Annotated in this window: 24 protein-coding genes; 7 read left to right on the top strand and 17 right to left on the bottom strand. The window is 53.7% G+C overall.

The window, feature by feature from the left end:
- Positions 1-65 precede the first annotated feature (65 nt).
- The 5 genes from PAE68_RS08820 to PAE68_RS08800 all read right to left on the bottom strand — a co-directional run bounded on the left by PAE68_RS08820 (position 66) and on the right by PAE68_RS08800 (position 3,235).
- Positions 66-161, bottom strand: a complete 96-nt coding sequence (locus PAE68_RS08820; RefSeq protein WP_309299318.1) for a putative holin-like toxin — start codon at positions 159-161, stop codon at positions 66-68.
- A 103-nt stretch (positions 162-264) separates the two neighbouring features.
- Complete coding sequence (locus PAE68_RS08815) at positions 265-768, bottom strand: low molecular weight protein-tyrosine-phosphatase (protein ID WP_281886103.1); 504 nt, start codon at positions 766-768, stop codon at positions 265-267.
- An 81-nt stretch (positions 769-849) separates the two neighbouring features.
- On the bottom strand, positions 850-1,272 hold the full coding sequence (locus PAE68_RS08810; protein ID WP_281886101.1) for a DUF309 domain-containing protein: 423 nt from the start codon (positions 1,270-1,272) through the stop codon (positions 850-852).
- Positions 1,273-1,318: 46 nt separating this feature from the next.
- Positions 1,319-2,116 (bottom strand): GTP diphosphokinase, encoded by a 798-nt coding sequence (gene yjbM / locus PAE68_RS08805; protein ID WP_281886099.1) that lies wholly within the window; start codon positions 2,114-2,116, stop codon positions 1,319-1,321.
- An 18-nt stretch (positions 2,117-2,134) separates the two neighbouring features.
- Positions 2,135-3,235, bottom strand: coding sequence for a quinone-dependent dihydroorotate dehydrogenase (locus PAE68_RS08800; RefSeq protein WP_281886097.1), 1,101 nt, complete (start codon positions 3,233-3,235; stop codon positions 2,135-2,137).
- 178 nt (positions 3,236-3,413) lie between these two features.
- Between PAE68_RS08800 and PAE68_RS08795 the strand changes: the two genes are divergently transcribed.
- Entirely contained in the window at positions 3,414-3,551 is a 138-nt protein-coding gene (locus PAE68_RS08795) for a hypothetical protein (RefSeq protein ID WP_281886095.1), read from the top strand.
- A gap of 81 nt (positions 3,552-3,632) precedes the next feature.
- Here PAE68_RS08795 and PAE68_RS08790 read toward each other — a convergent pair whose 3' ends face one another.
- The 6 genes from PAE68_RS08790 to PAE68_RS08765 form a co-directional block, all read right to left on the bottom strand.
- Positions 3,633-4,370, bottom strand: a complete 738-nt coding sequence (locus PAE68_RS08790; protein ID WP_281886093.1) for an HD-GYP domain-containing protein — start codon at positions 4,368-4,370, stop codon at positions 3,633-3,635.
- A 138-nt stretch (positions 4,371-4,508) separates the two neighbouring features.
- Positions 4,509-6,110: a stalk domain-containing protein gene (locus PAE68_RS08785; protein ID WP_281886091.1), complete on the bottom strand. Its 1,602-nt coding sequence runs from the start codon at positions 6,108-6,110 to the stop codon at positions 4,509-4,511.
- Between the two features lie 30 nt (positions 6,111-6,140).
- Positions 6,141-8,246, bottom strand: coding sequence for a FecR domain-containing protein (locus PAE68_RS08780; protein WP_281886089.1), 2,106 nt, complete (start codon positions 8,244-8,246; stop codon positions 6,141-6,143).
- A gap of 130 nt (positions 8,247-8,376) precedes the next feature.
- The gene (locus PAE68_RS08775) at positions 8,377-10,221 is read right to left on the bottom strand and encodes a CHASE2 domain-containing protein (RefSeq protein WP_281886088.1); all 1,845 of its coding nucleotides are present in this window, start codon (positions 10,219-10,221) and stop codon (positions 8,377-8,379) included.
- 122 nt (positions 10,222-10,343) lie between these two features.
- The gene (locus PAE68_RS08770) at positions 10,344-10,580 is read right to left on the bottom strand and encodes a ferredoxin (protein WP_281886086.1); all 237 of its coding nucleotides are present in this window, start codon (positions 10,578-10,580) and stop codon (positions 10,344-10,346) included.
- A 173-nt stretch (positions 10,581-10,753) separates the two neighbouring features.
- The gene (locus PAE68_RS08765) at positions 10,754-12,076 is read right to left on the bottom strand and encodes a DNA polymerase IV (protein ID WP_281886084.1); all 1,323 of its coding nucleotides are present in this window, start codon (positions 12,074-12,076) and stop codon (positions 10,754-10,756) included.
- Positions 12,077-12,195: 119 nt separating this feature from the next.
- Here PAE68_RS08765 and cimA point away from each other — a divergent pair, with 119 nt between their 5' ends.
- Complete coding sequence (gene cimA, locus PAE68_RS08760; protein ID WP_281886082.1) at positions 12,196-13,815, top strand: citramalate synthase; 1,620 nt, start codon at positions 12,196-12,198, stop codon at positions 13,813-13,815.
- 141 nt (positions 13,816-13,956) lie between these two features.
- Here cimA and PAE68_RS08755 read toward each other — a convergent pair whose 3' ends face one another.
- Complete coding sequence (locus PAE68_RS08755) at positions 13,957-14,544, bottom strand: TlpA family protein disulfide reductase (protein ID WP_281886080.1); 588 nt, start codon at positions 14,542-14,544, stop codon at positions 13,957-13,959.
- A gap of 182 nt (positions 14,545-14,726) precedes the next feature.
- Here PAE68_RS08755 and PAE68_RS08750 point away from each other — a divergent pair, with 182 nt between their 5' ends.
- Both PAE68_RS08750 and PAE68_RS08745 read left to right on the top strand, forming a co-directional pair.
- Positions 14,727-16,046: an MFS transporter gene (locus PAE68_RS08750; protein ID WP_281886078.1), complete on the top strand. Its 1,320-nt coding sequence runs from the start codon at positions 14,727-14,729 to the stop codon at positions 16,044-16,046.
- Between the two features lie 63 nt (positions 16,047-16,109).
- Entirely contained in the window at positions 16,110-16,634 is a 525-nt protein-coding gene (locus PAE68_RS08745; RefSeq protein WP_281886076.1) for a M67 family metallopeptidase, read from the top strand.
- Between the two features lie 40 nt (positions 16,635-16,674).
- Here PAE68_RS08745 and PAE68_RS08740 read toward each other — a convergent pair whose 3' ends face one another.
- From PAE68_RS08740 to PAE68_RS08730, 3 genes are read right to left on the bottom strand one after another with little or no spacing between them, the layout of a single operon-like run.
- Entirely contained in the window at positions 16,675-17,412 is a 738-nt protein-coding gene (locus PAE68_RS08740) for an exonuclease domain-containing protein (protein WP_281886074.1), read from the bottom strand.
- The gene (locus PAE68_RS08735) at positions 17,409-18,512 is read right to left on the bottom strand and encodes a DUF294 nucleotidyltransferase-like domain-containing protein (protein ID WP_281886072.1); all 1,104 of its coding nucleotides are present in this window, start codon (positions 18,510-18,512) and stop codon (positions 17,409-17,411) included. Before PAE68_RS08735 ends, PAE68_RS08740 begins: the two co-directional genes overlap by 4 nt.
- Before the next feature lie 48 nt (positions 18,513-18,560).
- Positions 18,561-19,886, bottom strand: coding sequence for an ammonium transporter (locus tag PAE68_RS08730; protein ID WP_281890976.1), 1,326 nt, complete (start codon positions 19,884-19,886; stop codon positions 18,561-18,563).
- A 241-nt stretch (positions 19,887-20,127) separates the two neighbouring features.
- Here PAE68_RS08730 and PAE68_RS08725 point away from each other — a divergent pair, with 241 nt between their 5' ends.
- On the top strand, positions 20,128-20,559 hold the full coding sequence (locus PAE68_RS08725; RefSeq protein ID WP_281890974.1) for a MerR family transcriptional regulator: 432 nt from the start codon (positions 20,128-20,130) through the stop codon (positions 20,557-20,559).
- 49 nt (positions 20,560-20,608) lie between these two features.
- Positions 20,609-21,289 (top strand): zinc metallopeptidase, encoded by a 681-nt coding sequence (locus PAE68_RS08720; RefSeq protein WP_281886070.1) that lies wholly within the window; start codon positions 20,609-20,611, stop codon positions 21,287-21,289.
- A gap of 94 nt (positions 21,290-21,383) precedes the next feature.
- Here the strand turns inward: PAE68_RS08720 and gltC are convergent, their stop codons facing one another.
- Positions 21,384-22,289, bottom strand: coding sequence for a glutamate biosynthesis transcriptional regulator GltC (gene gltC / locus PAE68_RS08715; RefSeq protein WP_281886068.1), 906 nt, complete (start codon positions 22,287-22,289; stop codon positions 21,384-21,386).
- A gap of 127 nt (positions 22,290-22,416) precedes the next feature.
- On the opposite strand from gltC, the gene tpx reads away from it, so the two are divergent.
- On the top strand, positions 22,417-22,920 hold the full coding sequence (gene tpx, locus PAE68_RS08710; RefSeq protein ID WP_281886066.1) for a thiol peroxidase: 504 nt from the start codon (positions 22,417-22,419) through the stop codon (positions 22,918-22,920).
- Positions 22,921-22,983: 63 nt separating this feature from the next.
- Here the strand turns inward: tpx and PAE68_RS08705 are convergent, their stop codons facing one another.
- The gene (locus tag PAE68_RS08705) at positions 22,984-23,373 is read right to left on the bottom strand and encodes a DUF1499 domain-containing protein (RefSeq protein ID WP_281886064.1); all 390 of its coding nucleotides are present in this window, start codon (positions 23,371-23,373) and stop codon (positions 22,984-22,986) included.
- Positions 23,374-23,521 lie beyond the last annotated feature (148 nt).

Below are 23,521 nucleotides of genomic sequence, written 5' to 3'. Positions count from 1 at the left end.
ATTCCCTTCTAAGTCTTTGGAAGTAATAAAACCCACCTTCGGCCGTGAAACCTTGGGGTGGGTTTTTACTTTCTCTTGTAGTTATTCCCGATGTATGTTAAAAGAGCTAGGATAAATGTTGCGAATAAGATCATGATGGTAATTGCATCTTTCAACTCCATGGTCTCACCTCCTTTCGAAGGGAAACCATGCCCACCCAAGATTCAATTGTACTCTAGTAGTTTACCACAACTTGACAACAAAAGATAGAACGTTAGTTCCCTGTTACCCCTCCCGCCGCCAATCGTCCCGTATCCGCTCTAGCAGCGCGAGACAGCCTTCCGTCACCATCTCATACACTTCCTCGAAGTTGCCTGTGAAATAAGGGTCCGGCACGTCCCGCAATGCCCGAGCAGGCAGCAGCTCCAATAGACGAAGCAGCTGTGCCGAGCCCGCTTCTGCACCCTGCAAGCGGCGTAGATCCGCTTCGTTCTGCGTATCCATCGCGATGATATAATCGAACTCCTTAAAATCGTCCACAGACACTTGTCTCGCCCGCTGTCCGTCGCACGAGATGCCGTTACGCTGCAAGATATCACGCGTCCCTTCATGAGGCGGCTTGCCGACATGCCAGTTGCCTGTCCCGGCCGAATCGATCCGAATACGGTCCTCTAGTCCCGCCTCACACACGACATTGCGGAACACCGCCTCCGCCATCGGCGAACGGCAGATGTTGCCAAGGCAGACGAATAATACGGCGGTTTTTCGCTCGTTCATACTGCGCTTCATTCCTTACTCTCCTCCTCTATAATCCAATCTCAAAACCCACAACACGAACAAGCCGAGTCCCATCAAGGGGCTCGGCTCTGCTTATTCCTCCTCGTGCGGACTCGGCGGATGCAGCTTCAGCTCCTCCACAAGCGCCGACAGCTCCGCGTCTAGGATACGAATATCGAGATCGTAGAACGCGAACGGCTCCTCCGCAAGCCGATGCAGCTTATCCAGATAGATGCGGCTGTCCTCGCGCAAGCGCTTCAGGTCGATGCCCAGCACGTCGTCAGGCTGCCCCTCCAGCTTCTCCAGCGCCGCCGTCATCAGCTTGACCGCTCCCCCGTTATTACCGTTCCGGTAATGGTAGAGGCCGACTGCGACCTGCAGAAGGCCTTGATACAGTGTATCCCGGCCCTCCTCCAGCCACAGCTCCTCCATCACCTCGTGACACTCGAAGTAATCCCGCTCCACGTTGAAATAATAGACGAACAGCACATACAACCGATCGTACTGGGAAGCCACAACGTTTGCTCCTTCCTCTACGCACTCTTAGCGCCGCGGATCACGACTACGTACTTTTTTTCGCCCGGCTGATCGCCTCGTCAACCTGATTGGACAGCTCCTTCAGCAGCCATACATCGTTCGAATCCCACAGCTCGTTGAAGCGAAGCTGGAAGTGCGCCGCCTCGCGCACGCGATGGTAGAAGTAGAGCTGCTGAATGCCGTCCATGAGCTTGTTCACGATGTTCGACATATCCTCGAACAGCTCCTGCGCCTCCATAATCTCATGGCGAATGCTGCTCATCTCTTGATCGAGCAGATAGGCCGCCTCCGCTGCCTTGCTTAACCGGTTGACGACTTCTTCCGGCAAGCTCTGACGATATTTATAATTCAATGAATGCTCAATCGTTGCCCAGAAATTCATAGCCAGCGTCCGCAGCTGAATCTCCGCAAGTACCCGCTTCATGCCAAGCGCCGTCTGCACAGGGAATTCGACGATAATATGGTAGCTGCGATACCCGCTCGGCTTCTTATTATTAATATAATCCTTCACGTACAGCACGGTCATATCCTCGCGCGCACGAATAATTTCGGCCAGACGCTCGATGTCCTCCACGAATTGGCACATAATGCGGATGCCGGCAATATCCTCAATGCCTGTTTCGAGCTGCTCCATCGGCACGCTTAACCGCTTCGCCTTCTCCAATATGCTGGAAATTCGCTTCACGCGTCCGGTAACGAATTCAATCGGCGAATATTGCTCCCGCGTCTTCAGCTCCGAGCGGAGCGTCTTGAACTTTACCTTCAGCTCCTCTACCGCTTGCTCGTATGGGATGAGAAACTTCTTCCAGTCACGACCATCCATATGCGATCCTCCCTAGACTTAACCTCGATGCTCCGAGCCGACCGCCTCCGAAATATGCTTGAAGCCGTCCTTCTTCAGCAGCTTGCGCAGCCCTTGATTGATCTGCTTCAGCAGCGGGGGACCTTCATAAATAAGCGCCGTATATACCTCGACCAAGCTGGCCCCGGCCCGTATTTTTTCATATGCGTCCTCCGCGGTGAAAATGCCCCCCGAGCCGATGATCGGAACGTTGCCCTCCGTCAGCTTATACACACTGCGAATAAGCTCCGTCGACTTCGACGTCAGCGGTCTGCCGCTCAAGCCCCCTGCTTCGCCTCGATTCGGGTGCGCAAGCCCATCACGCCCAATCGTCGTGTTCGAGACGATGATGCCGGACACGCCGCTACGCACGATCGTCGCCACCGTATATTCGGTCTCCTCCGGCGTCAAGTCTGGAGCGATCTTCACGAGTACCGGCTTCTCCTTGCCGCCGAACTGCGCATGCTGCACGCGTATCTCATCCTTGACCGCCGCCAGCAGTCTCGACAGGTCGTCTCCATGCTGCAGCTGACGCAGATCAGGCGTATTCGGCGAGCTGATATTCACAACGAAGAAGTCGCCGTAGCCGTACAGCGCCTGGATGCAGAGGCGGTAATCGTTCTCGGCTTCCTCGTTCGGCGTCGATTTATTTTTACCAATATTAATAGCCAGTGGAATGGTGCGGCTGCCTTGACTGCGCAGGTTGCGCTTCATGCCCTCGACTCCGACGTTATTGAAGCCCATGCGATTGATCAGCGCCCCGTCTTCAGGCAGGCGGAACAAGCGCGGCAGCGGATTACCCTCCTGCGGCTGAGGCGTGATCGTCCCGACCTCCATGAAGCCGAAGCCGATGCTTGAGAAGCCGGGCACTGCCTTACCGTTCTTATCGAGTCCAGCGGCGAGTCCTACGGGATTCGGGAAGCGGATGCCGACAACCTCCGTCTCCAGCTCCGGATACGAGCCGACGCCCCACATCGCCTTCAGCGTTTGGCGGCCGCCTGGCACGTTACCGAGCGTATACATAAGATCAATCATCAGGTGATGCGCTTTTTCCGGGTCCATGCGGAACAGCACGGGCTTTGCAATCTTCTTATACAACATGCGTGTCTCCCTCTTCCGTCCGTACTTGCAGTTCGTTAATTCGAATAAGTCTCTAGATGACAGTGTATCGCTTTACGCCGGAAAAATAAAGGGGACAGCCCATCAACTTCCTCCTACTAAAACGGTTACAATATGTTAATATATGCTTATAACCTCTCAAAGGAAAGGGTGGATCACAATGTCCAAGCCAAAAATTTCTCCTTACACAAAGCGCAAAGCGAAGGATGAGCCGAATAAAAAGCTGATCATCTGGATAGGCTCGGCAGTCGGTGGTGTCATCGTCGCGATGACGGTGCTGCTGATCGTCAACGGATAAGAGGAGTCTCATGTAAGACACGAAGAAGGAGCGGCCTCCGCATACCTGTGGGAGTCGCTCCTTATGTACACTCAGGTTCTGTTACACCAGATCACCATGCTTCATCACATAACGATCGAACTCACGCCCGAGCCGTTCGCGCATCACCGCTTCGAACGCATCGACCACGACCGGATCGAAGTGCGTGCCCCGGCACCGAATGATTTCCTTCACCCCGTCCGCATAGCTTCGCCCCTTCGCATAAGGCCGATCCGTCGTCATCGCATCGAATGCATCCGCTACCGCAGCGATGCGCGCGAAGAACGGAATCGCCTCGCCCAGTAGCCCTTCCGGATAGCCCGAGCCGTCCATCTTCTCATGATGGTACTTCGCGACCTCCGTCGCCTGCACCATCCTCGACTCCGGCTCCAGCTTCGATAAGATGCGCGCGCCGATCGTCGTATGGGAGATCATGACCTGGAACTCCTCGTCGGTCAAGCTCTCCTCCTTCAGCAGCACACGGTCTGGCACCCCGATCTTGCCAATGTCGTGCATTAAGGCAGCTCGATGGAACTGACGGCACTCTTCCTCCGACATGCCTAGCTTGCGAGCAATCCATAGCGAATATAGCGCTACCCGCGAGGAATGACCGGCCGTATACGGATCCCGTGAATCAAGCGCCAGCACGAGTGATTGGATCAGACTGACCGAGAACGGCTCCTCCTGAACAAGATCCGTGCGGCTCAGCACAGAAGCAGAAGCAAGCAGCAGCTCCAGCTCTCGATTACGTTTCTCCAGCTGTTCAATTCGCTCGAGCAGCTTGTCGTTCTCAATAGACATGATAATCCCCTCCCCCCACCGATGAACGATATAATGAACCGAGCAAGGCACTAGGTCGAAAAAAAGACTGATCCGATTCATGAAGAATGTTAAAATACATTTCTCCATCGGATAAGTCTTTTCCTGCCCACATCGAGATTAATTATTGTCTTGGAGCTTAGTGCGAATAATAGCGGTACGGGAATTCCCATCCCACTGCACGTCAAGTCCGATCTCTTCAGCGAAGAAGCGAACAGGCACATACGTGCGGCCCTGCTTCATATACGGAGCTGCGTCCGTCTCCTTCTCGACGGCACGCTCGCCTTCAACCAATCGCTTAATCCCCGTGCGATCAACGTACAATTCAATGGTCACATCGTCCTTGATCAACTGAATTGCTCTTGTCGCATCATCGAACGTCACCTTGTAGCCTAGCGCCTCGGAGATTGCACCAACCGGCACCATCGTGCGTCCGTTCGTAATTTCCGGTTGTGCATCGAACGTAATCCAGTCGTTGTTCAAGACGACCTTCACGCTATCATCTTGTGGTAGATTAGCTGGAAGCTTGAATGGCTGTACATGTCGAAGCTTATTATTGAAGGCATCGGCGACGAGCAGACTGCCATCCTTCAGCACGGCAACATCTACCGGACGATGAAAGCCTGTATGCCTGTCTACGCCGTCATGCTCCATCGTTGTCTGATTAGCTGTACCTGCAACAGTCGTCACTTGACCGTTCGCAATGAGACGAATCGAGTGATTCTGACTATCCGCAACGACAATCCCGCCATTATCTGTTAAGGCCAGCCCTATCGGAAAATGAAAGCGAGCCGCTGCAGCAGGTCCGTCTGCATACTCGCCAGGTACATACAAGTCCGTCAGTCGGGAAGCTTGACCGCCTCCTGCCACCGTCGTTACCGTCTGCTGCTGCAGGTCGATGTAACGTATGCGCTGATTGCCCGAATCGCTCACATACAGGTTGCCCTTCGCATCTAGGACAAGACCGCTCGGCTCGTTGAACTTCGCGTTCTTCAGCTCGCCGTCTGCGAAGTCACCCGCTGGAGCGGCCTGACCACGCGATACTTCCACCGCTCGAGTAGAGGGCGCATTCAACGTCGTCACTTGGCCGTTCGTCGCAATGCGGCGAATGACATGATTGAGCGTATCCGCTACATAGACGGTGCCATTATCGGCTACAGCTACATCCAGAGGCTGATAGAAGCGAGCCTTCCCGCCGACATCATCCGTGAGCCCGATAATTCCGTCTCCCGCTAACGTCGTCACATTGCCGGATGCATCGATTTTGCGAATGGCATGATTACCCGAGTCAGCGACGTACAAGTTCCCATTTTTATCCAACGAAATGCCGTGAGGGTTCGTGAATAAGGTTAGCTCCCCTTGACCGTCCAGCATACCACCCACTGGGAAGCCCTTATCATCGACATCGAAGAACGTACCGGCGACAAGCTCCACCTTACCATCCTTCATGGCGCGTATCTCGTGATTACGGGAATCGGCGATATATACAGTCCCGTCAGCCTTAACCGCAAGTCCGGCAGGTATACGGAACGTCGCCGAGGCGGCTGCGCCGTTCGCGCTGCCGAGTTGTCCAGTTCCAGCTGCGGTATCGACGGTGAGCAGAGGCTTCTGATCCGCCCCGAGCAACGCACCCTCCAATAAGGAAGCCGCCGAGGCGGAGCCACCTGTAGCAAGAGCGGCTGCCAGCCCTGAGACTAATAGGATTCGTAACACTTTATTCATATTCGTTTCTCCTTCACCTTGCAGGATGCGCTAGTTCGTCAAGCTGACGGTCAGCTTCTGACTGTTGCTGGACTCAAATAGGATGTCCCCTGCCTTATCTAAGACCTTCACATAGGCCACAGTCACTTCCGCCGAAGGGTCCGTCGTCGTCACAGTAAGCGGAATGTAAGCAAGCGTCTTCTTCGCACCGTTCAGACTGATCTCACTAGCTGGATTCGAAGTCGAGGACTGGAAGAGTGACCCAGCGTAGGTAAGCTCGCTTTGTGTTGCACCACTATCCTGCCTCACTACCTCGGCACCATTAGCTCCGTCGAATAGCGTGCCGTCATTATCAGGCAGCGCTTTTGGTCCATTGTAGGTCAGCTTCGTCTTGTCATACAACAAATGCACCTCTACTGCATAGAACGACTTTTCATTCAAGGTGGTGCCATCTACGATATCTTGAATATCCAGCTGCAGCCTTACCTCGGAGCCGCTTCTCGGTCCGGCTTGCACCGCCTTCACCGCTGGCTCGTACACTTGAATAGCTGGCAGGCTGATCGACTCGCTCGATCCGTTGCTATTCGTCGTATAAGCGTGCAACGTATACGTTCCGCGCTGGCTGAACTTCACCTTAATCGTCGCTGTTCCGTCCACAACGGCTGCGCTCTGCGGTGACTCCGTGCTGCCCGCCTTCTTGACCGAAACGGTCGTCCCTGCTGCTGCCTTCAGCTTCAGCTCGACCTCTTGGTTGACTAGCGCCTTCGTCACCGCCGTACTGACGAGCTCCGGCTTCGCCGGCACCTCGCCGCTGCTTCCGCCGCCTGAGGAATTTGGCACCTGTACAGGCTGCGGGTTAGCCGCTGTATTGTCCGTCTTCGCTTTATTGAATTGCTGCTGCTGCGATGCCGTATAGCTGTTCAACAGCGTCTGCTCGGCGGTCTGAACGAGCTTCGTCTCTACCTTCGTATTCTCAGCGGCCTTGCTCGTTGTGCTCGCCTTCGCTTGCTCGATCGCTTGCTGTGGAGCCGCCTTTCGGTTCTCCTCGGCCTCCTTGCCCGCTCCGACCTGGACAGCCGGCTTGCTCACCGGCTTCCCTGCCGCAGGATCTTTACCTGCATTCGGATCGAGCTTTGGCACATTGTTCAGATCCAGCTTTTTTTGAGCTTCCGCAATTTTGGCATTCGTATTTTGAATTTGCTGCTCCGTTACTTTTTTCTGCTCAACCGCTTGCTTCGCCACGTTTGGCAAGAATGCATCAATATTGGACTGAATCTTCTTCAGCACCTCATCAGTTGGAATGAACAAGGCCGCATTCGGATCCGGCTTCTGAGCACCCTGCTCGAACTTCTGCTTCAGCTGCTCCTTGACTTTTTCGTTCTCCTGCAGAATATCCGGCACATTCTCAATAATTTTGCCTAGCACCGCAGGCGATGCAACAGATACGAGCTCATTGATGTCGACGTACTCTACCTTCGTCTTCAGATCTTGTACCTCTTGCCCTTTATCAAGTGTAACTTGCTGCGCCGGGTACACCATGACCGATTTGCCCGACTCCGACGGCGAGATGACCGCCCCTTGCGTATCCATCAGCTCGGTCGCTGTAATCGTATTGACGTGTACCCGCCCGGAGGCAACGAGCATGAGCTCCTGGCCGGTCAACGGATTGACATACGTATAGAAGTGCGTGCCGCGAACACCCATGACCGCAGTCGGCGTTGCCACCTCGACCTCATCGGAGCTTGCGACGAGTGACTTCACCTTGCTCCACAGAGAGCCAGCCCACATCTTCAGCTTCGACTTCTTCGCGCCATCGATTTCCACCAGCTCGGATATGTATACCTCCGTGTTCTGATCAATCGTAATGAGATCATCGCGATCGGCGATCTTCAGCACAGCATAGGCACCAGAGCCTGTTGAGATCGAATCGCCCTCATTAAGTGTCAAGTCTTGATAGACGGTATTGGATCTGGAGCCACCAGATTTCTTATATGTAACCGTTCCGGTAACCTCCGATACGATCGCCGAACGAACGGAGCTCGCATGCGCAGGCAGCGCCATTGGGGAGGACAGCGTCGTAGACACCAAGCTTGCCGTGACGAGTAAGCGGACGAGCGTACCGCGCCGATTACGACGTAGATGAGATTTCTTCCTCACGTTCATACTCCTCTCAGACTTCTATGCATGAAGAACTAGACATGCCTTGAATGTACCTTCATTTTAATAGGGGTAGCTAGATTTTACAATGAATATCGGTGAAAAAAGTCGAAATGTGTGATGTTTCACATTATTTACCTAACCCCTTAGACACTCTCTCCGTAGCAGCTTCGGGAGCTCCCGTGACGTCCAGCACCTCAAACAGCTTGAGCGGTGCACTCTTCCCCTTCATCAGCTTCTCACCTGCAAAGTTATATTCAAAGTACGCCTTCGTCAGCTCATACGTCGTTTCCGACACGAGAATCTGGTTCGGCTGCGTGTTGGACTCGATCCGGGCCGCCGTATTGACGTTATCCCCGATCGCCGTGTAGTCGACACGCAAGTAGGATCCGATATTGCCGACGACAACGTCTCCTGTATTGATGCCGATACCGACGCTGATCGTAACTCCATACTTCTCCAGCACGTCCTCCCGCACCTTCTTCATGCCAGCTTGAATTTCAAAGGCCGTCTTCACGGCATAGTACGGGTGATTCGGAACGTCCAGCGGAGCGTTGAACAGAATCATCGCGGCATCACCGATAAATTTGTCGATCGTCCCGTGATTGGCAAGCGCCCGCTCCGTAATCAAGTCGAACATCATGTTGAGGAAGTCGACAACCTCCTCCGGCTTCAGCCTCTCGGACAGCGGTGTGAAGCCTCGTACGTCGAGGAACAGCACCGTCAGCTCCTTGCTGATGCCGCCGAGCTTAATCTCCTGCTCGCTGCTCGCAATCTCCTTCACAAGATCCGGCGAGATGTAGCGACCGAACTGCTTCGTTATGTACAGCTTCTGCTTCGTCTCGAAGTACGTCTTCATCGACAGGTTGCCGAGATAAGCGAGCAAGCCGCACACGACGGCGTTCACGACATCCATATATTGCTGGCTCGTCATGAACAGCACATATTGACCAGCAAGCAGCGCAACGGTGAAGCCGAGCATCATCAGCGCCCCGGTCGTCGCACGAACTCGCCATGACAGCAGTGCCGCCAGCGCCAGAGCGATGAGCGTTAATGCCAGCTCTACAAGGTGGTGCGCCTTCGTAATGACTTGATCCTTCAGAATCTGGTTCAAAATCGTCGCATGCGCATACACCAGATGCATATGGTTCTCTACCGGTGTAATGCCTTCATCCGAGCCTGGAGCTACATAGCCGACCAGCACAAGTCTGTCCTTGAACGCCGATACCGGCACCTTCCCTTGCACCACGTTGATAAAAGGAATCGTCTCGAAGTCGAACTCCTTCGCATCCCAGCGCAGCAGCAGCTCCGAGCGAGGCCGATCCTTCAAGACTGGAAGCTCTAGGAAGCGACTGACGTCTGCCCCTGCGAGCTGCGCCATCGCAAGACCCATGGACGGGAATACGCCCTCCGGCGTCTCAATCTGCAGCCAGTTGGAGCGAATGACGCCGTCCATATCGAACGCTGCATTAATGTGGGCGCGTTTCACATGCTCCCTGAAGAGCGGAATCGGCTGCTGTACACCTTGCGCCTGAATAAGCTGCCCCGCCTTCACCGTCGTGCTGCGATTGAACTGCCCCTCCAGCTGCGCGTGAGACGGCAAAATAATATTGTCATGCTTCGCGAGCTCTGCAGCGAGCAGCCTGTCGCTCTCTGGCTTCGAGCTCTCTGTGTACAGCTCGATATCGAAGCCGATCACCTTCGCTCCACCCTGCTGCAGCTTCTGAATCAGATCCACATATACAGTACGATCCCACGGATATGGACCGACCTCCTTGATCGAACGCTCGTCGATGCCGATGACGACGATGTCCTCGTGCGGCTGCTGTGACATCGTGCCTTGCAGATTCCAGTCATAGATCTGATTGGACAACACGCGTAACGAGCCGTATGCGAGCAGTAGCAAGCAGATCATAATAATTAGTGCATTCCCGAATAAGACAACGCTCGACTTACTCCATTCCTTCTTGAACATGAATAGCCCCCATTACCCAGTCTATGTGCCTATCTTACCATAAGGACTATGTTTGCAGGGTAACAAATGCAAAAAAAGCCTAAATCCGATAAGGAAATAGGCTTGGTGCTCACGAGTAATAATTAGTTGTTGAAAGGTGTGTCTGCAACCTTGATCGAATCCGTAGGGCAGCCATCCTGTGCATCCTGCAGATCATCATACAGATCTTCCGGAATTTCAGTAACACCCTTGTTACCGTCGTTCTCGTAGATTACTTCTGCAAGACCCTCATCGTCGTAGTCGTAGATGTCAGGTGCAGTCGCGCCACAGGCGCCGCAAGCGATACAGGTATCTTTCTCAACCCATGTGTATTTTGCCATGTTCTAATCTTCCTCCCTCGAATGTGTAACATCATCCTAAAATATAATATAAAAGATGCGAAAGTTCAAATAGAAAGTGTTGATCAAAGTGATAACCTATTGAGAACGATCGCGACCACTGCTTTTATTATACCCTTAGCGACTTCGAAATTACATCCTTACGACTGGAAGAGTCAGGTAGAATCATCATCAGCCAAGCCGCGCAGCTTCAGATGGTCCATCTGCAGCGACGTCCCGCGAACCTTCGAATTACGAATTAAGGTAGACGGATCATCACCGAGCATGCCGGCCGTCAGCACCGCATTCTCGCCGAACTTGTCGCGCAGCGCATCGAGCGTCCTCGTCAGCTTCTCCTTGACAGGCTGCTGCTGGTAATCGAACAGATCGAGCTGGACGGCCGACTCCTTCTTTTCGGTTAAGCCTTGGAGCGTGACCCCGACGAGCCGGACAGGACTGCCCTGCTGCCAGTATGCATCGAACAGCTTGCAGGCCGTCTTGTAGAAGTCATCGGCATTCTCCGACGGACGATCCAGCTTGACCGAGCGGGTAATTGTCGACATATCGGGATCGCGCACCGTAATCTGAACCGTACCAGCGAGCAGTCCTTGCCTGCGCAGACGACGACCGACCTGATCGGACAAGTTCAGCAGCACCCGATGGAGCTCACTTCTGTCTGTATAATTGACCGGCAGCGTCGTCGTATGTCCAATCGACTTGCTTCTCTCCTGCTCGGGGTTGACCGGTGAATCGTCCTCGCCATTCGCGGCACGCTTGAGCCATGCACCGACGACGCCGAAGCGCTTGATGAGCAGACTCTCGTCTGCCTGCGCCAGCTGCCCGAGCGTATCAATGTTGAGCAGCTTCAGCTTATCTGCTGTCTTCTTGCCGATTCCGTACAGCTCCGAGCATGGCAGCGGCCACAGCACTTTCGGCACATCTCGCTTGCGGAGCACGCTCATCCCGTTCGGCTTCTTCATATCCGAAGCCATCTTCGCCAGCAGCTTGTTCGGCGCAATGCCGATGGAGCACGGGAGGCCGAGCTCCTTAAGTATGCGCTGCTGAATGGTGCTGGCAATTTCGAGGGGCGTGCCGAATATTTTGGACCCGGTAATATCAACGAAGCATTCATCGATGGACATCGTCTCGACCAACGGTGAATAATCGTAGGCAATCTTCATGAATCGTCTGGAGAAATCTCGATACAGATGGAAGTCAGGCTTCAGCAATTCGAGGTCGGGACACAGCTTCAGTGCCTCGCGAACGAGCATCCCCGTCTTGACCCCCTTCGCCCGCGCCGCGTACGAGCAGGTTACGAGAATGCCCTTGCGAAGCTCCACACTGCCAGCTACGGCGATCGGCTTCCCTCTATACTTATCCGGCTCTACCGCCTCATGCACCGAGCAGTAGAACGCGTTCATATCAATATGAAGAATCACTCTACCATTCACAGGATAGGCGCTGTTTATTCCGGCTGTATGCTCTGCGCGATCGTTCATCACGATCACCTCCTTGACTTGCGCAGTTTTTTACTCTAATCATATCCTTTGAAAGAAACATTGTGCTATAATAAAATGAAATTTACTTGGTCAGGCTTAAGGAAATAGGAGGATTTCGAATGACTCGCACCGTAAAAATATTCGACACGACGCTGCGCGACGGCACACAAGGAGAAGGCATCAGCCTTTCTGTTGAAGATAAGCTTAAAATCGCTCTGAAGCTCGATTCACTCGGGGTCACTTATATCGAGGGCGGCTGGCCGGGCAGCAATAATAAGGACATCGAATTTTTCACCCGTGTCGGGGAGCTGAAGCTGAAGCAAGCGAAGGTCACAGCATTCGGCAGCACGCGTCGCAAGGGGACGCTCGCCGAGCAAGACCCGAACCTGAACCGCATTCTCGAGGTTGGTGTACCTGTCGCCACGATCTTCGGTAAGTCTTGGGACTTCCAGGTACATACTGCCATCCAGACGACGCTGGAGGAGAATCTCGCGATGATCTTCGATTCTGTGCGCTACCTGAAGCAGAACGGACTAGAAGTCATCTACGACGCGGAGCACTTCTTCGATGGCTACAAGAGCAACGCTGACTATGCGCTCGAGACGATCCGCAAGGCCGAGGAGGCCGGTGCGGATTGGGTCGTCCTGTGCGACACGAACGGCGGTACGCTGCCTCACGAGGTGACAGAGATCGTCACAGCGGTCAGACAGACGCTGCAGATCCCGATCGGTATTCATGCGCATAATGACTGTGAGCTCGGCGTTGCCAACAGCCTCGCAGCTGTCATGGCAGGCGCTACGCAAGTACAAGGCACGATCAACGGCTACGGCGAACGATGCGGCAACGCGAACCTCGTCTCCATCATCCCGAATCTGCAGCTCAAGCTCGGCTATAACGTCATCAGCGACGAGCAGCTCGCCAGCTTGACGAATGTCGCCCGCTATGTCAGCGAGATCGCGAACATGCACATGCCGATTAACCAGCCTTACGTTGGCGCTGCGGCATTCGCACACAAGGGCGGCATTCACGTATCAGCCATCCTGCGCGACTCGAGCACGTACGAGCACATTCAACCAGAGCTCGTCGGCAACAAGCAGCGTGTACTCGTATCGGAGCTCGCCGGACAGAGCAATCTCGTCTTCAAGGCGCAAGAGATGGGCCTCGACTTCAATACGAGCAACCAGGAGACGAAGCAGCTCATTGAGAGAATCAAGGAAATGGAGCATCAGGGCTATCAGTTCGAGGGTGCCGATGCGACGCTGGAGCTGCTCATTCGCAATGCCTTCGGTCAGCTGGAGGACGTCTTCACGCTCGAATCGTTCAAGATTATGGTCGCGAAGTCGCAGGAGCAGCCCGTGCTGTCCGAAGCGATCGTTAAGGTCAAGGTGCACGGCGAGACGGTCTACAACGCCGCCGAAGGCACAGGCCCGGTCAACGCGCTCGACAACGCCCTGCGCAAGTGTCTCGTCGCCTACTATCCAGGCATCCAGGATATGCACCTGTCCGATTATAAGGTTCGCGTGCTCGACGAGAAGGATGCGACGGCCGCGAAGGTTCGCGTCTTGATTGAATCAACCGACTTCCATAACACATGGAGCACAGTCGGCGTCTCCGAGAACATTATCGAGGCGAGCTGGCAGGCGCTGGCCGACAGCTTCCGCTACGCGCTGCTGAACCAGCCGAAGACGGACAGCAAGCCAGAAGAGCAGAAGGAACGACTTGGACTCGTGAACCATTAAATGTACAGTGAGCGGTGTCCCTTGCCGCTTTATTGACAAGCAGCAGCCTGTCATCGTTCAGATGACGACGGGCTGCTGCTTTTTTCTTTTTCCAATCCGATCAGACGGCAAGCCGCTAGCCCTACTCTTACCCGATCCCCTCTACCCTTCGCTCAGCAGCCGCTGCACCTTGCTCTCCAGCTCCGCCCGTGGCAGCACATGGATCGTCTCCAGCAGTCGCCCTTCCTTATCAATGAGGAAGCTCGTAGGCACGAAGACGAGACGGTAGCCGTCTGCCGCTGTCCCTGACCGATCAAGCAATACAGGGAACTTCACCTTATGCTTGCTGACGAAGCTGTAGACGCTGTTCATCTGGTCCGCCTTCGTCGTATTGACCGCGTACAGATCCAGCTTGTCGCCGTACTTCTCATATATGTAGGACAGATCCGGCGCCTCTTCATGACACGGCCCGCACCACGACGCCCAGAAATTAACGATAAGCGGCTTATCCCGCTTCCCGCCAATCGTATAGGATCGACCGTCCAGCCCCTCCAGCTCGTACACAGGCGCCCCCTTAGTCAGCTTCTGCCCACCCGATTGGTGCGCTACAGCAGACTGCTGTAATGCGGCTGGCTGCCATACCGAGGCCGCTTCCTCTGAGCTTCGCTCCTTCACATGCTGCCACTGCAAGACACCACCGATGAACAGTACGACGACTGCACCGACTGCTACCTTCATTCTATTTCGCATCGACTAGTTGCCCTCCTGTTCATGAATACGCTGTATCCTCTAGTATGACCACATCAGGAGCGCTCATTCGAGCTACAGCTGATGAGCAGGTAAACGTTGCCGCCACCTGTACAAGCATGACAGAGTGCCAACGCGGGCACAGTATCGGTATATTCAGCATACACTGGAGGTCGCTCTGTACGATGGAAAAGACGAAGAAACGAAGACTCTCCATCATCTTTGAAAGTGATATTAGTCCAGATGCGCATGCGGAGGAGAGCTCGAACAAGAAGAAAGGCAGCGGCGATCAAGGCGGCGAGACGAAGGGACACCTGCTGGACTTCATAGCGCTCGCATCCGTCCCGCTCGTGCTCGTATTCGGCAACTCGATGCTCGTGCCGATCTTGCCTGACCTGCAGGAGAAGCTCGCCATCAGCCAGTTCCAGAGCAGTCTTGTCATTACGCTGTTCTCGGTTACGGCTGGACTTGTCATTCCGGTATCAGGCTACTTATCCGATCGCTTCTCTCGGAAAGGCATTATTATCCCGTCGCTGATCATATACGGAGCTGCAGGCATACTGGCCGGCTTCGCGGCGATCTGGAATTCGTACACGATCCTGATCATTGCACGTGCCCTGCAAGGCCTAGGCGCAGCCGGTACATCATCGATTGCGATGGCGCTGGCCGGGGACATGTACAACGACGGCACAGAGAGCAAGGCGCTCGGTCTCATCGAGGCGTCGAACGGAACAGGCAAGGTGCTCAGCCCAATACTCGGCTCACTGCTTGCCTTAATCGTCTGGTATGCCGCCTTCTTCGCCTTCCCGCTATTCTGCCTGCTATCGCTGCTCGCGGTCATGTTCTTAATCAAGGAGCCGAAGCGGAAGAAGGAGCCGGAGAAGCTCGGCACTTACTTGCATAACATCTTCTCCGTCCTGAAGGAAAAAGGCCGCTGGCTCATCACCGCCTTCTTCGCCGGCTCTCTCGCCCTCTTCGTTCTGTTCGGCGTGCTGTTCTACTTGTCCGACATTCTCGAGGAGGCTCCGTACAACATTGACGGTGTCATGAAAGGATTAGTTCTCGCCATCCCGCTGCTTGGCATGGTCGTCACCTCATACACGACAGGCGCCCTGATCAAGAAGAACGGAACGCTGATGCGCTGGCTGATGAATATCGGGCTGGGCATCATGACCGTATCGCTCGGTCTATGTATCTTTTTTTATAACAGCAACATGTACTTGTTCATTGGTCTGCTTACGCTAAGCAGTATCGGTACTGGCTTATTACTGCCCTGCTTGAACACCATGATCACCGGGTCGGTCCCGAGAGCCCAGCGCGGCGGCATTACATCGCTGTACAACAGCCTGCGCTTCCTCGGCGTCGCCTTCGGCCCTCCGCTGTTCGGCTGGATGATGGATATGTCGCACCAGATCGTGTTCATTACGGTGACCGTGCTCGCCTTCATCGCGCTCGGCCTCGTCTTCTTCCTAATCAAGCCGAAGGGACAGCTGCAGAGCCAGTAGCTGACGCCGCGAGCCGCTATGCGTATAATAGAAGCAATATACGTGTAGAAGGGATTACGACTCATGGCTTCAGCTAAGGTATTCATCCGAGCAGACGTGCTCGAGGAGCTATCGGCTTATGCACGCAGCAAGTGGCCGCAGGAAGCGTGCGGCTTCCTGTTCGGCTGCTTGGACGGTACGGTCGGCTTGGTTACTGTAGACCGCTTCGACAACTCGGATCGCACTGACCGCTCCCTCTGCTGCCTGGAGTGCGCGGAGCATCAGCCCGCTCCTGTCGTCACACGCTTCGTACCCGTGGACAACGCAGCGCGCCGGACGGACAGACAGTTTCACATGGAGCCGGGGCAGATGATCCGCGCCCTCTACGAGCATCCACAGCTGCAGCTGCTCGGCATCATGCACTCCCACCCTTCTGCTGCGCCTGAGCCTTCTGCCGCCGATGTCGGCACCCTGTGGGGCTCCTACGTCACACACTGGATCGTTAGCGTCACCTCAGACGGTATCGCCGACGTTCGAGCCTATCGCTTCAGACGCCAGGATGCCTTCACGATCAGCGAGCAGCTTGAGATTCATCATTGCCCCCCGTGAACGAAAAAAAAACCGCGACAGCCAAATGCTGCTCGCGGATTTAGGCATGCTTGCTCAGCTGTGTGTACAAATCACCCAGCGTCTCGACGTCTCGTTCCATCACCTGTGGAATGAGCTTCGACCATAGCTTCGCTGTCATCTGGGCATCCTCCAGCGCATGATGGCGAGACGACACCTCGATTTCATATATATCGAGTAACGTATCCAGATCGTAGCCCTTCAGCTTCGGGTTGAGCCACTTGGCTACCATCATCGTATCGAGCAGTCGGTGCGAGAAGTTCACCTTGGACGTGCGCCATAGCGCCGCGTTCAAAAAATGCTTGTCATGACCCGTACCGTGCGCGACGAGCACCTTCTGCTGCACGAACTCGAGAAACCCGCGCAACGCATGCAGCAGGTCGGGCGCCTCTGCAGCCTCCTCGTTCGTTATACCTGTAAGCTGCTCGATTTCGTTCGGAATGCTCCGCTTCGGATTAACCAGGCTGTAGTACGTTTCATCCTCGCACACGTTCGCCCCCGTCACCGACACCGCGCCGAAGGAAATAATCTCATCCCCGTTATACGGAGAAAAACCGGTCGTCTCCAAATCGAAAACGACCAGCTCAACAGTATCCAGTGAAATATCGTATAACGAGTTTTTTCGCTGCTCCTTGATCATGGAACGGATGAAGGCCATTTGCTGCGCGCTTTTCATATCAAACATCGACGTAATGGCAGGTGTAATGCCTCCCATTTTATACAAGCTCCACATGCCTCCAGGACGTCTCATGTCCTTCATTTCGGTTCACCCTGCCTCTTCCTTTGCTCTATCTCCGAATGTACGGCCTTTTTGACGTACTTTTGCAGCTCGTTGCCGATGCGCAAGCACAATTTCAAATCGGTCGTTCTCTCTCTATTTAGCAAATCTGCGGTCAGCTTCCCTCTTGTCGTGTAAGCTCCGTTCTCCAGCTGATAGGGCGTCATCGATCTCAGCTTCAATGCAATCGCCAGCGCGTCCAACCAATCATGCCCGGGATCCTCCGGCACATGTCCTTCAGCCAGCAGCTTGCGAATACGATCTTCCGTCGAGGAGGCCTGAATACCTACCTCTATCGCAAGCAGCCTGATTCCGTTGACGATCGGGATGTAGGCACCATACTTAATGTCGACTCCACCAGCGTCCTCCCCGTACCGCTCCTTGATGAGTTGTCCGAACAAGCCGATGGACACCTTATGATGAAGCGTGTTCTGCAGCATGTGCTCATACATCTGAGGATGTGCCTTCATGTAGGCGATGATCATCTCCAGTATGGACTGACCTAGCTGCTCCTCACCGTATACGACCCGAAGATCAGCCACAATGAGCAAGTAGCGGACATTCTCCCAATTCGGCTCCTCCAGCCAGCCTTGCACCATACGTCGGTAGCCTTCGATTGACTGTCGCCACTGCTCCTTCGTACAGATCACACCACCGGTACACGGCGGATAACCTGCAGCTTCCAGATTGGTCGAAATTCGCGACGATAGTGCGGAGAAAAATTCGCCCGCCGCCATCGCCTCCTCCTCATGCTCCGGCTCTTCATAGACGATCCCATTATCCTGATCACTCCACAGCGTCTGCTCCTTGCGTCCGCCGCTTCCGAACAAGAGGAAGGCGAAAGGAAGCGGAACCTCTTCCCCTCGCTCCTCACATACTTCAAGCTCCGACCTTGCGATCACACTCTGGATAATCGCATCATGAAATTGATTCACGCCTGCATTCCAATCGAACGTGCCTAGCGATGACAGCTGTCCGAGGAACTGTTCATGAGCCCGGTCGCGTATTTCTCTAATTTGCTCGATATGCTGGGCTTCAGACACCTCTTCAATGATGTCAGCCCATGCATGACGTTCCGCCATGGGCCCGCTCCTTTCTCTAGAAGCATGTTCGTTGCAAGTAACACTGCCTTATATCGACGAGTGACCGGTTCTCTTCATTTCCTCCGGATATCCATACGTACCATGCTCCGATAGATCCAGACCGATAATCTCCTCTTCCTCCGTAACACGCAGACCGATCGTTACCTTGATGAGATATAGGATGATGAACGACAGGACGAGTACGAACAAGAACGCACCGATTACACCAAGCGCCTGAACGCCTAGCTGCTCGAAGCCGCCGCCATACAGGAGACCAGCCTTGCCGACTCCAACCTTCTCAGCCAGCTCCGGTGTTGCGAATAGACCTGTAGAGAGCGTTCCCCACACCCCAGCGATACCATGCACCGAGAACGCATAGACCGGATCGTCGATGCCTGCCCGCTCGAACCATTGAGCTGTGAAGAACGTAAGCACGCCAGAAATCGCACCTATTATAACCGCATCCCGAGGTGTAACGAATGCACAAGCCGCCGTAATCGCAACGAGCGCGGCCAATACGCCGTTCAGCATACTTGGAATGTCCGCCTTTCCGAAGTAGATCCACGACACGAGCAGTGCTGCTACTGCACCCGCTGCAGCGGCCAGGTTCGTCGTCAGCGCAACATAGCCGAAGAAGCCGTCGCCTGTTGCACTCAGTGTCGAGCCGGCATTGAAGCCGAACCAACCAACCCACAGGATGATGACGCCTAGCACGGAGAGTACCTGATTATGACCAGGAATAAGATTAGGCGTCTTATCCTTATTGAATTTGCCGATACGAGGCTTCAATAATATAGTGGCTACAAGCGCAGCAGTAGCGCCCTGCAAGTGAACGACCGTTGAGCCCGCAAAGTCCTGCATGCCGATCGCTCCGAGCCAGCCGCCTCCCCATACCCAGTGAGCGACGATTGGGTAGATCACCACTGTGAATAGAATACCGAAGATGAAGTAGACCGCCAGCTTACCGCGCTCCGCGAAGCCGCCCCATGCAATCGCAAGTGATACGCCAGCGAACGCCAGCTGGAACAAGAACAGAATGCCGATCGGAATGGAAGATTCAGCGAATAGACTGATGCTATCCTTCACCTGCTCAGCCGTACCGTCGAGGAAGAATCCCCCTGTTCCGATGAAGCTGTTACCGTCTCCGAACGCAAGACCGAAGCCGACAGCCCAGAACGCGATCGCGCATATGCCGAACGTAAGAATCGTTTTGCCTGCTACGTGCCCGGCATTCTTCATACGGGTGGAGCCTGCTTCCAGCAGCGCGAAGCCTGCCTGCATGAAGATCACGAGAATCGCCGCGAGCATCACCCACACCGAATCAATAGCTGCTGCTAGCTCAGCAGCCGTCTTCTCTTCGGCCGCTAGCGCCATCCCAGCAGGTACGAGCAGTGTGAACAACCCCAGCGAGCTCAACAACTTCTTCAACACATCGACCACTTCCTTGCTTGTGTTATTTTTTATAACATAAGATGATACTATTAATGCCATTATAGGGACGTTCTATATACTTTGCAATACATCTTCACAAATTTCTTATAAAAGCACAACGTTTGACTGTATGGTTTGGAATAGGTATCATTAAGATGAAGAAGGAGGGAGATTAGATGGGGATATAAAGCTATATCGGATCGGCGAGCTTGCCCGCATGTCACAAGTAAGTCCGCGCACCATTGACTATTACACGAAGCTCGGACTGCTGGAGCCCGAAGCACGCTCGGATAAAAATTACCGATTATACAGTGATGAAACCTTGAGTCGGCTGAAACGTATTGAGACGATGAAGAGAGAGAAGTATACCTTAGAGGAAATCAAGGAAAGCCTGATGCAGTGGAGCAAAGTAAGTCGGGATGATCTGGTGACACATAAACTTACATCCTTGCAGCTTCTGCTGCAGCAGCTGGAGAAGGAAGCCAAGGAAGTCGAATCGCTCGCGGAGCGTCTTAAGCCTACGCAGCTGAAGAACCTTCACCAGAAGCTGACACCTTCAGCCGCTGCTTGTATCGAAGCGTTGCTCTTGCTGATGGGCAAAGGTCCTCTCTCCTAAGATAACAGCCTTATTATGATTATGACCAGAATGGAGCGTGCATGTAAAGATGTTGTTCACACCTTGGACCATACTTATTTTGTTGGCGTTCGGATTAAGTGTATGGGCTAGCTTCCGTGTTAAAGGAACCTTCAATAAGTTTTCAGACGTGCCTGTCGAATCCGGTCTGACCGGTTATGAGGTTGCTAGACGTATATTGGACGACAACGGACTGTATGATGTACCTGTTGAGCCGGTACGCGGCTCGCTCACCGACCATTACGATCCGATGGCCAGAACTGTAAGATTGTCCGAGCCAGTCTATTACGAGCGTTCCATCTCCGCTGTATCGGTTGCTGCTCACGAGGTCGGACACGCGATCCAGCACAAGGTTAGCTACCCGATGCTTGTCGCTCGCCACAAGATCTTCCCGATCGTCAACTTCTCGTCAGGCATCGCGCCGTTCTTGCTGCTTGGCGGATTTTTCTTCAAGCTGTCCGGCTTGCTGCTGCTCGGCATCATTCTATTCAGCGCTGCGGTAGCGTTCCAGCTGATCACGCTCCCTGTCGAATTCAATGCATCGTCCCGAGCACGCGAGCTGATGGTCTCCTCCGGCTTCATCCGGAACCATGAGGAGCAGGGCGTATCGAAGGTGCTGAATGCCGCAGCATTAACTTACGTATCAGCGGCATTAATCTCGGTGCTGCAGTTGCTTGAGTACATTTGGATCTTCAACCGCAGCGACGATTAAGCTTAAAACCAATATTAAAGACGAAAGCCGACCGAAGTCTTGCAGCTGCTGCAGACCCGGGCGGCTTTTATATACCTATAACACTCGTTCAACTCTACTCATTCAGCTTACCCTGGTCCGCGAAGAAGTCGAGCAAATATTTGCGGAAGCCCTCTGCTACGAGCGGGAGCTTCTCTCCTGTCCGCTGGATTAACCCGACACTGCGTGTCACTCTAGGCTCAATTACACGAACCTTGGCCGGCTGCAGCTGGCTGATCTCTGTCAGAGCCATCTCTGGCAGCAAGCTCACCCCCATACCGGCTGCGACGAGTCCACGGATCGTATCGGTCTCCTCGCCCTCGAAGCCAATGTGAGGGGTGAAGCCTGCGAGCTGACAAGCCTCCAGCACGATGGAGCGCAATGAATACTCCTCGCTGAACATGACGAACGAATCGTCACGCAGCTGCTCAAGACGTATTTCCTCAAATCTCGATAAAGCATGCTCTTGAGGAACGATGGCATACAGCTCCTCCTGCAGCAGCAGGTCGCCGGTAACATGACTATGCTTATCGGGGAACGGAGAGATGAAGGAGAGATCGATCTCCCCCTTCATCACATCCCGGATTAAGCTATTGTACGTGCCCTGTCTGAGCTTGAACTTAACACGCGGGTGCGTTTCACGAAAGCGAGCGACGACGGTTGGAAGTAAGTAAATTCCTAGGCTGTGGGGGAAACCGATCCGAATCTCACCCTGCTCGGGATCAATAAATTCGTGCACCTCGCTCACCGCACGCTCCAGATCGGTCAATATCGTCTCGACCCTGCTAAGAAAAAGCTTCCCTACAGACGTAAGCTGCAAATTACGCCCCTTCTGCACGAACAGCTGCACACCGAGCTCTTCCTCTAGCTGATGAATTTGGCGGCTTACAGCCGACTGTGCGACATGAAGCTCCTCCGCCGCCTGTGTCACATGCTGCTTACGCGCCACCTTAACGAAATATTGCAGTTGCCTAAATTCCACGTCTGTTTATTCCCCCTGTATGAACATCAGCCTTCAATTGGACAAGCTCTCCTCTAAAAGTTTATAATAAGAAACGGGTAAATACCAATCATTTCATTTGTAAAAATTGAAGGAGGCCCATGTACACATGGCACAAGCTACACTGAAAGGCAATCCGATCACATTAGTCGGTCCTACTCTTCAAGCGGGTGACAAAGCTCCAGACTTCACGGTTAACAAAAACTTGCTCGAAACTGCATCCCTGTCCGATTTCGCAGGCAAAGTAAAACTCATCAGCGTTGTGCCTTCCTTGGATACAGGTGTTTGTGACGCACAAACTCGTCGCTTCAACGAAGAGGCAGCTAACCTCGGCGACAACGTCGCAGTATTGACGATCAGCGTGGACCTGCCTTTCGCTCAATCCCGCTGGTGCGGCGCTGCAGGCATCGACAAGGTTGTAACATTGTCGGACTACAAGCAGCATTCCTTCGGCAAAGCTTATGGCGTACTGATCGAAGAGCTTCACCTCTTGATGCGTTCGATCTTCGTCATCGATGCGAATGACACGATCCAATACGTTGAGTACCTCGGCGAGATGACCGAGCACCCGAACTACGAAGCGGCTATCGAAGCTGCGAAGAAGCTTGTCTAATTAAGCAGAAAACAATAAAACCAGCGCTCGTAAATCGACGCTGGTTTTATTTGTTGAACGCAGCTATTCATGCATGCGATAAGCTGAAAGTCGCTTATCGATATGCTTTATAAGATCCAGAATAGTCCGATAATTGGATCCAAGATCTCCAAGCGAGCCTCGCGATGCAGAGTATATATCGATCGCTGTTTTCACCGGATTAATGCCAAACAGCGTTATCGTAATATCTTGAGTACGACCCGTAATCGTGCGCTTCTCCAGAACAATTTCCCCGACACTGCGAACCTCATGAAGCAGCTTGTAGCCGCTTAATTTTTTGATCATATTGACCACTTCATCCATCGCTTGCTCTTTTGAAAGCTTATAATAACGTGTCTTCAGCTGCGGATCCTTTGCTTTATCCCCTGTAGCTTCATGGCTGCGAATAAGACCGACCAAGGCGCGCTTAAGCAAGGCATTCCCTCCTATAAGAAGTGCTTATCTATATGCGTTCACACTATTCTTTATCATACCATTGATTAGATGGAAGAGAAAGAGGGAATTCCGTCGACGACTCAATTTATTATAGCCAATAGCATAAGTAAAGCCGCCCTATTCAAAA

The sequence above is a fragment of the Paenibacillus sp. YYML68 genome, assembly GCF_027923405.1.
Taxonomy (GTDB): domain Bacteria; phylum Bacillota; class Bacilli; order Paenibacillales; family NBRC-103111; genus Paenibacillus_G.
Note: the sequence above shows the minus strand (reverse complement) of the source record. Positions and strands in the feature narration are given on the sequence as shown.